Source organism: Streptomyces longwoodensis (genome assembly GCF_001514125.1).
Taxonomy (GTDB): domain Bacteria; phylum Actinomycetota; class Actinomycetes; order Streptomycetales; family Streptomycetaceae; genus Streptomyces; species Streptomyces longwoodensis.
Map to the genome: position 1 here is coordinate 764,776 of NZ_KQ948550.1, position 13,923 is coordinate 778,698.

Consider the following 13,923-nt stretch of genomic DNA (forward strand, 5'->3'; position numbering starts at 1 on the left):
CGCGCTGATCCGCCGTTCCGCTGGGGCTACTTGTCGTGGCCCGGCAGGAATTCCTGGATCTTCGCCTTGATGCCCTGCTTCACCACGTGGGCGGTTTCCGGGTCGCCCTTGAGGATCGCCTCGGCCGTCGACTCCATCTGGTCCCAGGACGCGTGCGGGGGGATCGGGGGGACCGACGGGTCGGTGAGGAACTCCAGGACCACCGGGCCGTTCGCCGCCAGGGCCGAGCGCCAGCCCGCCTCGACGTCCTCCGGCTTCTCGACGCGGATGCCCGTCAGGCCGAGCGTGCGCGCGAACTCGGCGTAGCGCACGTCGGGGAGTTCCTGCGAGGGCAGGAACGACGGGGCGCCGCCCATCGCGCGCAGTTCCCACGTCACCTGGTTGAGGTCGCGGTTGTTCCAGACGGCCACGACGAGCCGCGGATCCGCCCAGCGGTCGGCGTACTTCGCCGCCGTGATCATCTCCGCGAGCCCGTTCATCTGCATCGCCCCGTCGCCGACCAACGCGATCACCGGCCGGTCCGGGTGCGCGAACTTCGCGCCGATCGCGTACGGCACCCCGCAGCCCATCGTCGCCAGCGTCCCGGACAGCGAACCGCGCATCCCGGGCTTGAACGTCAGGTGCCGGGCGTACCAGTTGGCCACCGAACCCGAGTCCGACGTGACGATCGCGTCCGCCGGCAGCAGCGGGTCCAGGGCCCGGGCCACGTACTCCGGGTTGATCGGGTCGGCCGACACGTTCGCCCGCCGGTCCATCACGTCGCGCCAGCGGCTGACGTTGTCGCACACCGTCTCGTACCACTCGCGCCCGCGCTCCTCGGCCCGGATCTTCGGGATCAGCCGGCGCAGCGTCTCCTTGGCGTCGCCGACGAGGTTCACCTCGTACGGGTACCGCATCCCGACCATGTGCGGGTCGATGTCGATCTGCACGCCCCGCGCCTTGCCGAACTCCGGCAGGAACTGCGAGTACGGGAACGACGACCCGATCGTCAGCAGGGTGTCGCAGTCGCGCATCAACTCGTACGACGGGCGCGTGCCCAGCAGCCCGATCGACCCGGTGACGTACGGCAGTTCGTCGCTCAGCACGTCCTTGCCGAGCAGCGCCTTGGCCACCCCCGCGCCCAGCATGCCGGCGAGCGTCTCGACCTCCTCGCGGGCCCCGGCCGCGCCCTGCCCGACCAGGATCGCCACCTTGTCACCGGAGTTGAGCACCTCCGCCGCCCGCTCCACCGACTCCTGCGACGGCACCGCCGTGTACTCCTCGGTGCCCAGGCTGGAGGGCACCATCTTGAACGCGTGCGTGGGCGGCGAGTAGTCCAGCTCCTGCACGTCGCCCGGGACGATGATCGCCGTCGGGCAACGGCGCGCGTACGCCGTGCGGATCGCCCGGTCCAGCACGTTCGGCAACTGCTCCGGGACGGTCACCGTCTCCACGAACTCCGAGGCCACGTCCTTGAACAGGCTGTGCAGGTCGACCTCCTGCTGGTACGACCCGCCCATCGCCGTGCGGTGCGTCTGCCCCACGATGGCCAGCACCGGCACGTGGTCCAGCTTCGCGTCGTACAGGCCGTTCAGGAGGTGGATGGCACCGGGGCCCGAGGTGGCCACGCACACACCGAGCCGGCCGCTGAACTTCGCGTAGCCGACGGCCTGGAACGCGGCCATCTCCTCGTGCCGGGCCTGCACGAAGCGCGGCTGGTCCTCCGCCCGGCCCCACGCGGCGAGCAGACCGTTGATGCCGTCGCCGGGGTAGCCGAAGACCTGGTCCACCCCCCACTCGCGCAGCCGCTGGAGGATGTGGTCGGCGACCTTCGTGCTCATGTGTGGCCTCCCGGTGGTGGAGAACGTACGTCTGGGGGTACGGCTGCAGGGCGTGGTGGGGCGCGCGACCCGCCCGCCCTTCACGTGTCACCCGCAGCCCCCCGCGAAAACCTGCGCCGGCGTTTGGGCACCGGCACCAGGGGGACGCGGAAGTCAGTGCTTCGGACCGGAGGCACGTCTGCTTCGGACCGGAGGCACGTCCGTGGAGACCGCTCGCGCGGCCCGACGGCCACCTCCGCAGCCGGCCGCTCCCGCTCCCCACGGTGACCGCCGACCCGGAGCACGCTCGAGGGAGGGGCGACGCACCATGCGCGACCGAACGAGCCCGAGGCACCACCCCCACCACGACGCCTCCGACACGGCGGACCGGTTCCGCAGGCTGGCGGCACTGCCGCCCGGACCCGCACGCGAAGCCCTGCGCTCCGAACTCGTCGAGGCCTGGCTGCCCATGGCCGACCGGATCGCCGGGTGCTTCCGCGACCGCCGCCCTCGGCCTCGTCAAGGCCGTCGACCGCTACGACCCCGACCGCGGCCACGCCTTCGAGAGCTGCGCCGTGCCCACCGTGACCGGCGAACCAGAGCCGGATCGCCGAGCAGCTGGGCATCTCGCAGATGCACGTATCCCGCCTGATCAGCCGCTGCTGCGGCCGCCTGCGCGACGAGATCCTGCGGGACGAGATCTTGGGGGACGACGTACTGCCGGAGGGCGTGCCCCGGAGCGAGGGTGTGCCGGGAGACGTGCTGCTGGAGAGGGCGGGGCGCGACCGGGCCGTGCGGGGCACCGCTTAGCGCCGTACGGCGTACCGGCGGGCGGCCGGCCGTCACCCGGACGGGCGGCCCGGTGCCGCCAATGGGGGGCCGTCGCGCGCGTGGCTCCACGCGCCGGGCTGTGATGGGCCCTGGGGCACCACTCCCCGTCCCGCAGCCGTCGGCCGAAGGAGCCGTCCCATGGTGCGCACCGCACATGTCCTGTCCGTCGCCGCGCTGACCGGCGCCGTGCTCGTCACCGGTCCCGCCGCGCGGGCGGATCCGGCGGCGGAGGTCGGCCCGGCGAGCGTCGACCCGGGCGGCACCGTGACCGTCTCCGTCACCTGCGACCCGCTGGGCGCGCCGGCCCCGGCGACCCTGGACGCCACGTCGGACGCGTTCGCCGACGGCACCGCGCACCTGAGCAAGGTGACCGGGAGCGACGACGAGCTGTCCGGGCCCGCCTACCGCGGCACCGCGCGCGTCGCGGCCCCGGCGGAGGACCTCGACGACACCGGGGAGACGGACGACGAGAACGACGTGAACGACGTGAGCGACGCGGACGATCCGTGGAACACCGGTGCCGGTGGCGCCGCCGACGACCCCGGGGGCACCGACGCGGACGCCGCCTGGACCGTCGACGGCACCTGCCCGGCACCGCCCGGCGGGCAGCCGAGCCACTGGAGCGCCCCCCTGCACTTCACCGGCTCCGGCACGGGCGCCGCCACCCCGGTCGCTCCGACCGCCCCGCACCCCGTCCCCACCCCCTGCGACCGTCCGACCGACCCCCGGAAGCCGGGGACGGGCAAGGAACCAGGAGCGGCGGCCAAGGACCCGGGAGCCGCGGCCAAGGACCCCCGGGACACCGCAACGGACCCCACGGACCCCACGGAGCCCCTCGAGCCGGTCACGCCGGTCGCGCCGGTTGTCCCCGACGCCCCCGACGCACCCGCAACCCGCTGGGACAGCCCCTGCGGCGACGCCCCCGTCCAGCACGGCGTACGCGCCGGACAGGGCGGCACGTTCACCGACTCCGTGCCCGCCCTGGCCGCCGGAGGCCTGCTGATCGCGGGTGCCGTGGGCGCCGCCGCCCACCGGCTGCGGCGGCGCGGCGGCACCGGCCGGACGTGATCACGTCCGGGGCCATGGACAGCGGCCGTGCGGGGTACTCACAGTGCGGGGGCACGACGCGCCCCGCAGGAGACACCGGACACCACGGACCCCGTGCGCCACGGTCGGCGGCGGTACACGGGAGCACCACGGACGGACTGCGCGGAGGACCCGATGCGGCGGACGGAAGCGGAAGGGCACGGCCCCGTCCGCTATGGGCCGCCACTGCCCGCCGACGGTCTCCCGGTGCTCCCCGAACTCGCCGACGTGCTCGCCCGCGCCGCGCACCGCGCCGACGCGGAGCCGGTCGGCGGGGGACCGGCCCTGCTGGAGGCCGCCCGCGGCTACGGGGAACGGCGCGGTCTGCCCGCCGGCGCCGACCGGATCGTCGCGGGGCCCGGCGCCCCGGCCCTGCTGCTCGCGCTGACCGCCGTGCTCGGCGGCGACGTGCTGGTGCCGCGTCCGTGCGCCGCCTGGTGGACGCCGTACGCGCGTGCGCTGGGCCGGCCCGTCTTCCACGTGGCCACGCCCGCCGAGTGCGGCGGCGTGCCCGACCCGTACGCCCTGCTGGAGACCGTGCGCCGGGTGCGCGACGAGGGCGGCGACCCGCGGCTGCTGGTGCTGTCGGTCGCCGACGACCCCACCGCCACCGTCGCCCCGCCCGAAGTGCTGCACGAGGCCGTCGAGGCCGCGGCCGGCGCGGGACTGCACCTGGTGAGCGACGAGACCTGGCGCGACACCCTGCACGACGTCCACGACACCGTGCCGGTCAGCCCCGCCGAGATGCTGCCCGAGCACGTCACCGTGGTCACCGACCTGGCCGGCGCGCTGCTGCCGCCCGGCTGGCCCGCCGCCGTCGCCCGCTTCCCCGCGGGCCCCGCCGGTGACGGCCTCCACGCGCGCGTGCTGGACGTCCTCACCGCGCTCGGCGCGCGCGTCGCGGCCCCCGTGGCTGCGGCCGCCGCCTACGCGCTGGGCGAGCCCGAGCCCGTCACCGCGCGCGTGGCCACCGCCGTCCGCCTGCACGCGCGCGTGGCCGAGGCCGTGCACGCCGCCGTCGTCGGCGCGGGCGCGCTGTCCCTCCCACCGCGGGCCGGCCGCCACCTGTACGTCGACCTCGCGCCGCTGCGTTCCACGCTGTCCGCGCGGGGAGTCGGCGACGCCCAGGACCTGGAGGACTTCCTCGGCGCCCGGCTCGGCATGCCCGCGCCGGGCGGCCACCGCTTCGGGGACGACCTCGGCGCGCTGCGCGTACGGCTGTCCACCGGCCCGCTGCTGGGCACCACGGACACCGAGCGCACGGAATGCCTCACGTCCCCAGCACCGTTGGAACTGCCACACGTGCACCGCGCGTTGATCCACCTGAGGTCGGTCTTCGACGATCTCCGCGACGACGCTCAGCGATGGGAGCCCTCTCGATGACGCAGCAGTCCGGGACGACCACCACCCCTTTGACGGCGGCGACGGTCACCCCCACGCCGGCCACGTCACCATCCGCCCCCGCGCCGACATCCGCCCCCGACACCGAAGTCCCCCCGGACGCCCCTCTGGACACCGGCCTCGACCCCCTGGATCCCCTGGACCCCGTCAAAGTCCTGGACACGCCCGGCACCGACGCTCCAGCCCCCACCCCAACCCCAGCTCCCGCCCCCGCCGAGCCGCTCGCGCAGCCCTTCCCGCCGCTCGCCGAGCCCCGCCCACTGGGCGAGCGACGGGTGTGGCCGCGCACCTTCCACGACCGGCTGACCGCCCCGCTGCCCGGCCTCAAGGCCATCGCCCGGTTCGCCCGCGAGGGTGCCGTGCGCCCCGGCAAGGACGGCCTGGCCGACATCCCCCGGCTGCCGTACGAGCCCGCGCCGCTGCCCCGCGTCGACGCCCGCACGGTCGCCGTCACCTGGGCCGGGCACGCCAGTTGGGTGGTGCGCGTCGGCGGCCTGACCGTGCTGACCGACCCCGTGTGGTCCCGCCGCATCCTCGGCACGCCCGCGCGCATCACGCCCGTCGGTGTGCCCTGGGAGTCGCTGCCGCCCGTCGACGCGGTCGTCATCAGCCACAACCACTACGACCACCTGGACGCCCCCACGCTGCGCCGACTCCCGCGCGACACCCCGGTGTTCGTGCCCGCCGGGCTCGGCGGCTGGTTCCGGCGCCGCCGGTTCACCCGCGTCACCGAGCTGGACTGGTGGGAGGCGGCCGAACTCTCCGGTGTCCGCTTCGACTTCGTGCCGGCCCACCACTGGTCCAAGCGCAGCCTCACCGACACCTGCCGCAGCCTGTGGGGCGGCTGGGTGCTCACCGCACCGGAGGGGCAGCGCGTGTACTTCGCGGGCGACACGGGCTACGGCCACTGGTTCTCCCGCATCGGCCGCCGCTACCCCGGCATCGACCTGGCGCTGCTGCCCATCGGCGCCTACGACCCCCGCTGGTGGCTCAGCGACGTCCACTGCGACCCCGAGGAGGCGGTCCGCGCGGCCCAGGACCTCGGCGCCCGCCGGATGGCCCCGATGCACTGGGGGACGTTCGTCCTGTCGGCGGAGCCGGTGCTGGAGCCCCTGACCCGGGTGCGCACGGCCTGGGAGCAGGCGGGCCTGGCCCGCGAGGACCTGTGGGACCTGCCGGTGGGAGGCTCCCGCGTGCTGGAGTGACCCGCGCCCGCCCCCGCGCCGGCGCGCATCCGCGCCCCCGCGCCGCACTACCGCGCAGCCCGCCGCCGCACGACCGCGCAGCCCGCCCCTTCGCTACCGCGACGCCCCCCGCATCCGTCGGACGACCCCGGGCACCGCGCTGACCAGCACGGTCAGCGCGATCGCCGCCACCACGCCCTCCCACGGCTCGGGGAACAGCGAACCCCCCAGGATCCCGATCACCTGGTACGTCACCGCCCACGCCAGGCACGCGGGCAGGTTCCCCCGCGCGAACCGCCGCAGCGGCCACTTCGCCATCAGACAGGCCAGCATCACGGGTATGCGCCCGGCGGGCACCAGCCGGGACAGCACCAGCACCGCCACCCCGTGCCCGGCCAGCTTCTCCTGCGCCTGTTCCAGCCGGTCCTCGGGCGCGCGGGAACGTATCGCCTCCAGTCAGCGCGAGCCGTTCTTCGACTTCATCCCGCGCCGCCCCAGCCAGTACAGCGTCGCGTCCCCGAGGAACGCCGCGAGCGACGCCGTCACGAACACCAGCGCCAGCGAGAACGGCGCCGTCTGGTGGAACGCCACCACCGCCGCGGAACTGACCAGCGCGCCCGTCGGCACGATCGGCACCAGCGCCCCGAACAGCACCAGCAGGAACAACGACGGGTAGCCGAGCGCCTGCTGCGTGGACTGGGTCGGCAGGGTCGTCGTGGCGGTGACGGCCAGCCAGTTCACCGGGCGACCTCCAGGCGCACGCTCTCCCCGTGGCCGAGCCGGTGCACGTCGACCTGCGGCGCCAGCGCGGCCGCGTGCCGGACGAAGTCGTCGCCGGGCGCGTGGAACTCGTGGGGGCGCACCCCGTCCATGCCGATCGGCCAGTACGTGCCGTAGTGCACCGGCACGGCGCTGCGCGGCGCCAGCCCGGCGAGGGCCTGGGCCGCGCGTTCGGCGTCGAGGTGGCCCTCGCCCAGGTGCGGGCCCCAGCCGCCCACCGGCAGCAGCGCCACGTCGACCGGCCCCACCTCCTCGGCCATGGTGTCGAACAGGCCGGTGTCCCCGGCGAAGTAGGTGCGGGCCTCGCCCTCCAGGACGTAGCCGAGCGCGGGGGAGCGGTGCGGTCCGAAGGGCAGCCGGCGCCCGTCGTGCCGGGCGGACACGACGCGGACCCGCAGGTCGCCGACGGACGTCTCGTCACCCGGGACCACTTCGTCCAGGTCGAGGTGCGTGAGGCGCCGGAGCCCGGGGACGGCGCGCGGCGCGCCCCGGGGCACCAGCACGCGCGTGCCGGGGGCGAGGCGCGCGAGCGAGGGCACGTGGAGGTGGTCGGCGTGCAGGTGGGAGACGAGCGTCAGGTCCGCCCGCCAGGCGACGGGCGGGGGGAGCGCGCCCCGGCGGCGGCGCAGGTGGGCGAGGCGGCGGGCGAACAAGGGATCGAAGAGCACACGTATGTTCGAGTCCTCCACCGTGGAGGTGGCGTGCCCCCACCAGGTGATCTCCACCGGCACCTCTTTGCCTCCTTCGCGCGACTCCCCGAAGCCTACGGGCAGGAGTAGGGTCGCTGGCGAAACCCGGAGGTGAGGGGGACGCCATGGGACCGGTCCGCGTCACGGCGATCGCGAGTCTGACGCCGTTGCAGGAGCTGGACGCCGATCCCTTCCTGGTGGACTCCCGCACCCAGCACGCGATGTGCGCGCGGTGGGCGCAGGAGCGGGGGTACGTCGTCGCGCGCGAGCTGGTGGTGTGCGCGCTGCGGCCGGACCACTGCGTGCTCTGGGACGGCGTGCGGCCCGGCGTCGACCTGTTCGTCGCGCCCAGCCGACGGGTGCTGGAGAGCGCGCTGTCGTCGGTGGACGACTTCACGGCCGAGTGCTCCCGGCGGGGCGTGCGGGTGGAGACCGTGGGCGGCGCGGAACCGGCGTACGACGCGCAGATGAAGGCCCGCGTGCACCGCAGGCTGTCCATGCCGACGGCCGGCTACGACGGCCGCTGACGGCGGCCCGGTGTCGTAGCGGCCCCGGCCCCCCGAGGGCCGCGGTACCCCTCCGCCGGTCAGGACGCCCACCGAGCTCGCCGCGACGCCGTACGACCCCGGCCCCCGTGCGATCCCGGCCGTACGACCCCAGCCCCCGGAGGGCCCCGGTGCCCGTCGGCCGGTGTGACAGTCTGGGGGATGGTGAACAGGGCCCCTCGACAGGCGGGCCGGGGACGTGCGAGGTGGGCAGGGCGTGCTTGGAGGGCGGTGGCGGCGGGCCGTGTCCCAGATCGGGCGGAGCGCCGCGGTGTGGGGCGTCTCGACGGTCACGATGCTCGCGCTGGCCGGCATCCTGCCGGACTTCCGGCTGCAGTCCCCCGACGGCGACAGCGCCACCACCATAGCCGTGACGGCCGCCGTCGCCGCCGGTGTCTTCGGTGTGCTGTCGGCGGTCGTCTGGCCGCTGCTCGTCCGGCTCCTGCTGCTGGTCCCGGCCCTCGTGCTGGGCCTGCTGGTGTTCTTCCTCAACGGCTCCCTCCTGCTGGTCGCCCTGCGCCTGAACCCCTCCGGGCAGAGCGAGGCGGCACCGGAGACCGCCGTGATCGTCGCCGCCGTCATGTCCGCCGTCGCCTCCGCGACCGGCGGTGCGCTGGTCGTGCGCGACGACGACGCCTACCGGCGCCGGCTGTACCGCCTCGCCGACCGCCGCCGGGGCACCACGCCGGCCTGTCCGCCCACCCACGGCACCCTGTTCCTCCAGCTCGACGGCGTCGGCCACGACGTGCTGCTCACGGCCGTCGGCAAGGGCCTGATGCCCACGATCGCCCGCTGGCTGGGCCACCCCGACGGGCCCGTGCGCCGGCAGCCCGCCGCCACGCACCGGCTCACGCCCTGGCGCACCGACTGGTCCAGCCAGACCGGCGCCAGCCAGCTCGGCATCCTGCACGGCTCCAACCACGACGTCCCCGCCTTCCGCTGGTACGAGAAGGACCGCGGCGAGGTGATGGTCTGCAACCGCCCGACCAGCGCCGCCGAACTCCAGCGCCGCGCCACGGCGCACACGGGCGACGGCGGACTGCTGACCGCCGACGGCGCCAGCCGCGGCAACCTCTTCGGCGGCGGCGCCGACGAGCAGGCCCTCGTGCTGTCCATAGCGATCGGCCGCCGCGGCCGCGACACCCGCTCCCGGGCCGGCTACTTCGCCTACTTCTCCGACCCGGCCAACGCGGTGCGCACCGCGCTGTCCTTCGTCGCCGAGGTCGGCCGGGAGATCGTCCAGTCCACCCGGGCCCGCCTGGAGAAGCGCCGTCCGCGTGTGTCCCGGGCCGGCCTGTACCCGTTCGTGCGGGCCTTCGCGACCGTCGTCGAGCGGGACGTCGTGGTGGCCGCCGTCATGGGCGACATGCTGGCCGGCCGCACCGCCGTCTACGCCGACCTGGTCGCCTACGACGAGGTCGCCCACCACTCCGGACCGCTCAGCCGGGACGCCGAGAAGGTCCTCGCCCGCCTCGACCGCTCGCTCGCCCTCGTCGAGAAGGTCGCCGAGCACGCCCCCCGGCCCTACCGCGTCGTCGTCCTGTCCGACCACGGGCAGAGCCCCGGCGAGACCTTCCGCTCCCGCTACGGCCTGACCCTCGCCGACCTGGTGCGGGCCGGCTGCGGACTGCCCGTGCCGCGCCGGGCCGAGCGCACCCGCAGCGGCACCGAGGCCCGCGCCGCCGTCCGTGCCGCCCTGCGCCGGTGGCCCGTCAAGGAGCGCGAGGAGCGCCACCGGCCCACCCGCCGCTCCGAGCCCGTCGTCCTGGCCTCCGGCAACCTCGGCCTGGTGTCCTTCCCGGACGTGCCGCACCGCATGAGCGAGGAGGAGATCGACGCCCGTCACCCCGCCCTGCTCACCACCCTTGCCCACCACCCCGGCATCGGCTTCCTGCTCGTGCGCAGCGAGGAGCACGGCGGGCTGGTGCTCGGCGCGCACGGCGCGCGGATCCCGGTGGACGAACTGAAGGACGGACAGGGGCCCCTCGCGTCGTTCGGGGCGGGCGCCGCCGACGCGGTGCGCCGCACGCACTCCTTCCCGCACACCGCCGACATCATGATCAACTCCTTCCACGACCCGGCCGACGGCGAGGTCCTGGCGTTCGAGGAGCAGATCGGCTCCCACGGCGGCCTCGGCGGCGCCCAGGCCCGCCCCTTCCTGCTCTCCCCGCTGGCCCTGTCCGCGCCGGTGGCCGACGGGGAGGACCTGGCCGGGGCCGAGCAGGTGCACCACGTGCTGCGCCGCTGGCTGCGCGAGTCGAACGGGCCGGAGGTGCCGGTGGAGGCGGCGGAGACGGAACGGGAGGAACACGCGGCCTGACCCGGGCTCCGCCCGCACCCTTCCGCAGGGACACGCTCCGGGTGCGGCGGGAGCACGCCTACCTGGTCCCGCAGGGCCGCCTGTTGCCCTTCACCCCGCGGGGGCCGGTGTTCCGGGTCCGGTGAGGCGGACGGCGCGGCCACCGGGCCGTTGGCCCGCTGTTCGCCGTACCGGGGCCCGGATGTGATCGGATGGGGTACGGGTCCCCGACGACGGGACCCGGAGATCGACCGACGACCGACGATCCAGGGAAAGAAGGAAGAATCGTGGCTACCACGCGCTCCGCACACACCGTCTGGGAAGGCGACCTGCTCGAGGGCAACGGCGTCGTCACCTTCGACTCCTCCGGCGCCATCGGCGAGCAGCCGGTCACCTGGGCCTCCCGCGCCCAGGACGCGGACGGGAAGACCAGCCCCGAGGAGCTGATCGCGGCCGCCCACTCCAGCTGCTTCTCCATGGCCTTCTCCAACATGCTCGCCAAGGCCGGCACCCCGCCCACCCGGCTGGTCACCTCCGCCGACGTGACGTTCCAGCCGGGCGAGGGCATCACCGGCATCCACCTCACCGTCGAGGGCACGGTCCCCGGCATCGACGGCGACACCTTCGCCTCCGTCGCCGAGGAGGCCAAGACGGGCTGCCCGGTCAGCCAGGCCCTGAAGGCCGTGCCGATCACCCTGTCGGCGAAGCTGGCCTGAACCGCGCCGCGGCGGGCCGTCCCCCGGGGCGGCCCGCCGCGGGGGACGGCCTAGCGCGGCGTCGCGCTGCCGGACCGATCGGGCCGCGGGGCGTGCTGCCCGGCGAACGGCCCCTCCGCGAAGACCCGTTCGGCGAAGCGCTCGCCGATGCGGCGGTGGGTCTCGGCGTCCGGGTGCAGGTCGTCCGGCAGCGGCAGCTCGGCGGCGTCGGCCTCGCCGTACAGCTCGAGCCCGTCGAGGTAGTGCAGGTGCGGGTCCTCGGCCGACCGCTCCGCCACGATCCGGGACAGCTCCTCCCGTACGACGGTCAGCGTCAGCTTCCCGGCGGCGCGCTCGGCCGGGTCCCCGGTGGCCCGGAACCGCAGGCGCCCCTCGGCCAGCGCGGAGAAGTCGTACGCGGTGGGGCCCGGGGTGTCCTCGTGGATCGGGCACAGCAACGGCGAGACCACCAGCAGCGGGGTGTCCGGGTGACCGTCGCGCAGGGTGTCGAGGAAGCCGTGCACGGCGGGGCCGAAGGCGCGCAGCCGCATCAGGTCGGTGTTGACCACGTTGATGCCGAGCTTGACGCTGATCAGGTCGGCCGGGGTGTCGCGCATCGCCCGTGCGGTGAACGGGTCCAGCAGGGCACTGCCGGCGAGCCCCAGGTTGATCAGCTCCACGCCGCCGAGCCGGGCGGCCAGCGCGGGCCAGGTGGTGCTGGGGCTCGCCGCGTCGGAGCCGTGGCTGATGGAGCTGCCGTGGTGCAGCCACACCGGGCGCCCGTCGGCGGGCGCGGGCTCGACGGGGGCGTCGGTGCGCAGCGCGAGCAGCCGGGTCATCTCGTTGTGCGGCAGCCAGAGTTCCACCGTCTTGTCCTCGGCGGGCAGGCCCGTGAAGCGGGCGGTGCCGACGGGGCCGCGGCGGTACGCGGTGGCGCCGCTGGTCAGGTCCACGGTCAGGGTGTCGCCGCCGGCCACCGTGGCCCGCCCGGCGGGCCGGCCGTCGACCAGCAGGTCGTAGACGCCGTCGGGGCGGGCCGGCGCGCCGTCATAGGCGCGCTTGACGGGCAGGGTGTCCAGCTCCACCGCGGTGGCCCGGGTGCGGAACACCAGCCGTACGCCGGAGGGCTGTTCCTCGGCCAGGCCGAGCTGGGGGTCCGCGGCCTGCGCACGGGCCCGGGCGGGCAGCCGGTGGGGCAGCAGACCGTCCTCGGTGTGCTCCAGGTCGAGGGCGCCGCGCAGCAGGTCGGCGGTGAGGGGAGTGGTGATCCAGTCGGTGGGCATGTCGATTCGATCCGTTGACGAGGGGGCTCACGGGGGAAGGCCCTCGGGTGAGTGGGGCGTGGGGTGGGCTAGGGGGCGGTGGGCGCGGGCCAGTTACGCAGCAGCGCGTCGAGCGCGTCCAGGACGCGGGTCCAGGACTGCTGGCTGTCGGGTGCGCTGTGGCTGAAGCCGCCGGCCAGTTCCAGGCTGACGTAGCCGTGGAAGACGCTGCCCAGCAGCCGGACCGCGTGGGTCTGGTCCGGCTCGGTCAGGGCGTAGCCGCGCAGCAGCGCGCGGGTCATCTGGGCGTGCCGCACGCCCGCGCTCGCGGCGGCGGTCTCCGGGTCGAGCCGCAGCTGGGCCGCCGCGTACCGGCCGGGGTGCTCCCGGGCGTAGTCCCGGTAGACGTTGGCCAGCGCGGTCAGGGCGTCCTTGCCGGCCCGCCCGGCGAGCGCGTCGGCGGCGCGGTCGGCGAGTTCCTCCAGGGCGAGCAGGGCGATCCGGGTGCGCAGGTCCTGGGAGCTGCGCACGTGCGCGTACAGGCTCGCCGCCTTGACGTCGAACCGCCGCGCGAGCGCGGACACGGTGACCTGGTCGAAGCCGACCTCGTCCGCGAGCTCCGCGCCCGCCCGGGCGAGCCGCTCCGGGGTGAGTCCGACGCGCGCCATGGGGTTCCTCTCCCGCTACCTGCCTGCTTGCCTATAGGTAGTGTGCATCTTCCTACAGGCTATAGGCAAATATTTGAGAGGCGTAGGCCACGGGGATGCTGTCAGTGTGGTCCCTCGGTGCATGCGGTCGGCAGGGTGGCGCACACCGCGGCCAGGACGGACGCGTACGGTGTGCCGGCCTCGGTCAGCCGGGTGCGGAGCCGGTGCACCCCGTCGCGGTACTCGGTCAGCAGGCCCGTGTCGCCGGTGCGGGCGGTGAACTCCAGCACCGCGGGCAGGTAGTCCGGCACTTCCCCGCCGCTGCACTCCAAGCCGTACGCCCGGTAGGCCTCCGCGCAGCGCACCCGCGACGTCCCGCGCCGCTGGGTGTCGCCGTCCTGCCACCGGCTCAGGTACAGGCCGTACCGGTTCCCGGCGTCGAAGACCTCCGTGTAGTGCGCAGCCAGCTCCCGCAGCGGGGTCACGGCCGCGTGGTCGGTGAACTGGCGCAGCTGGGGCGCCGCTTCGCGCACCAGGGGGAGCCGTGCGTGCAGGTCGTCGTCCGGGTAGGTCAGACACAGCGCGGCGGCCTGGTACAGCACCTGGTCCGAGGGCATCACGGCTCCTTGCTGTCGGCGGGCACCCGCGCCCCCTCACTCACCCCCCTGCCCAGCCAACCTAGGGGCGGGCGCGGGAGCACACCCG

General features: G+C 75.2%; 12 protein-coding genes and 1 pseudogene. 7 read left to right on the forward strand and 6 right to left on the reverse strand.

The features are described from left to right. Positions 1–26: 26 nt before the first annotated feature. On the reverse strand, positions 27–1,820 hold the full coding sequence (locus AQJ30_RS08215; protein WP_067230465.1) for a thiamine pyrophosphate-requiring protein: 1,794 nt from the start codon (positions 1,818–1,820) through the stop codon (positions 27–29). A 603-nt stretch (positions 1,821–2,423) separates the two neighbouring features. Here AQJ30_RS08215 and AQJ30_RS39765 point away from each other — a divergent pair. From AQJ30_RS39765 to AQJ30_RS08230, 4 genes are all read left to right on the forward strand, one after another. Beyond that, positions 2,424–2,609, forward strand: coding sequence for a hypothetical protein (locus tag AQJ30_RS39765; RefSeq protein ID WP_342671622.1), 186 nt, complete (start codon positions 2,424–2,426; stop codon positions 2,607–2,609). A gap of 159 nt (positions 2,610–2,768) precedes the next feature. After that, entirely contained in the window at positions 2,769–3,698 is a 930-nt protein-coding gene (locus AQJ30_RS08220) for a hypothetical protein (protein ID WP_067230467.1), read from the forward strand. 153 nt (positions 3,699–3,851) lie between these two features. Next, on the forward strand, positions 3,852–5,099 hold the full coding sequence (locus AQJ30_RS08225; protein WP_067230469.1) for an aminotransferase class I/II-fold pyridoxal phosphate-dependent enzyme: 1,248 nt from the start codon (positions 3,852–3,854) through the stop codon (positions 5,097–5,099). Continuing rightward, on the forward strand, positions 5,096–6,322 hold the full coding sequence (locus tag AQJ30_RS08230; protein ID WP_245726847.1) for an MBL fold metallo-hydrolase: 1,227 nt from the start codon (positions 5,096–5,098) through the stop codon (positions 6,320–6,322). The genes AQJ30_RS08225 and AQJ30_RS08230 overlap by 4 nt, the downstream gene beginning before the upstream one ends. Before the next feature lie 93 nt (positions 6,323–6,415). Here the strand turns inward: AQJ30_RS08230 and AQJ30_RS08235 are convergent. Both AQJ30_RS08235 and AQJ30_RS08240 read right to left on the reverse strand, forming a co-directional pair. After that, a pseudogene (locus AQJ30_RS08235) lies at positions 6,416–7,042 on the reverse strand (DedA family protein). Beyond that, the gene (locus AQJ30_RS08240) at positions 7,039–7,812 is read right to left on the reverse strand and encodes an MBL fold metallo-hydrolase (RefSeq protein WP_067230474.1); all 774 of its coding nucleotides are present in this window, start codon (positions 7,810–7,812) and stop codon (positions 7,039–7,041) included. The pseudogene AQJ30_RS08235 and the gene AQJ30_RS08240 overlap by 4 nt, the downstream one beginning before the upstream one ends. An 83-nt stretch (positions 7,813–7,895) precedes the next feature. On the opposite strand from AQJ30_RS08240, the gene AQJ30_RS08245 reads away from it, so the two are divergent. The 3 genes from AQJ30_RS08245 to AQJ30_RS08255 all read left to right on the forward strand — a co-directional run bounded on the left by AQJ30_RS08245 (position 7,896) and on the right by AQJ30_RS08255 (position 11,330). Then, complete coding sequence (locus AQJ30_RS08245; protein ID WP_067230477.1) at positions 7,896–8,297, forward strand: hypothetical protein; 402 nt, start codon at positions 7,896–7,898, stop codon at positions 8,295–8,297. 262 nt (positions 8,298–8,559) lie between these two features. Continuing rightward, entirely contained in the window at positions 8,560–10,635 is a 2,076-nt protein-coding gene (locus AQJ30_RS08250) for a phage holin family protein (protein WP_425424130.1), read from the forward strand. A gap of 266 nt (positions 10,636–10,901) precedes the next feature. Beyond that, positions 10,902–11,330: an OsmC family protein gene (locus AQJ30_RS08255; protein ID WP_067230482.1), complete on the forward strand. Its 429-nt coding sequence runs from the start codon at positions 10,902–10,904 to the stop codon at positions 11,328–11,330. Positions 11,331–11,380: 50 nt separating this feature from the next. Here AQJ30_RS08255 and AQJ30_RS08260 read toward each other — a convergent pair whose 3' ends face one another. The 3 genes from AQJ30_RS08260 to narJ all read right to left on the reverse strand — a co-directional run bounded on the left by AQJ30_RS08260 (position 11,381) and on the right by narJ (position 13,835). Then, on the reverse strand, positions 11,381–12,592 hold the full coding sequence (locus AQJ30_RS08260; RefSeq protein WP_067230485.1) for a GDSL-type esterase/lipase family protein: 1,212 nt from the start codon (positions 12,590–12,592) through the stop codon (positions 11,381–11,383). 68 nt (positions 12,593–12,660) lie between these two features. Beyond that, positions 12,661–13,239, reverse strand: coding sequence for a TetR/AcrR family transcriptional regulator (locus AQJ30_RS08265; protein ID WP_067230486.1), 579 nt, complete (start codon positions 13,237–13,239; stop codon positions 12,661–12,663). Positions 13,240–13,340: 101 nt separating this feature from the next. Continuing rightward, positions 13,341–13,835, reverse strand: a complete 495-nt coding sequence (narJ, locus tag AQJ30_RS08270; protein ID WP_067230489.1) for a nitrate reductase molybdenum cofactor assembly chaperone — start codon at positions 13,833–13,835, stop codon at positions 13,341–13,343. Between the last annotated feature and the right edge of the window lie 88 nt (positions 13,836–13,923).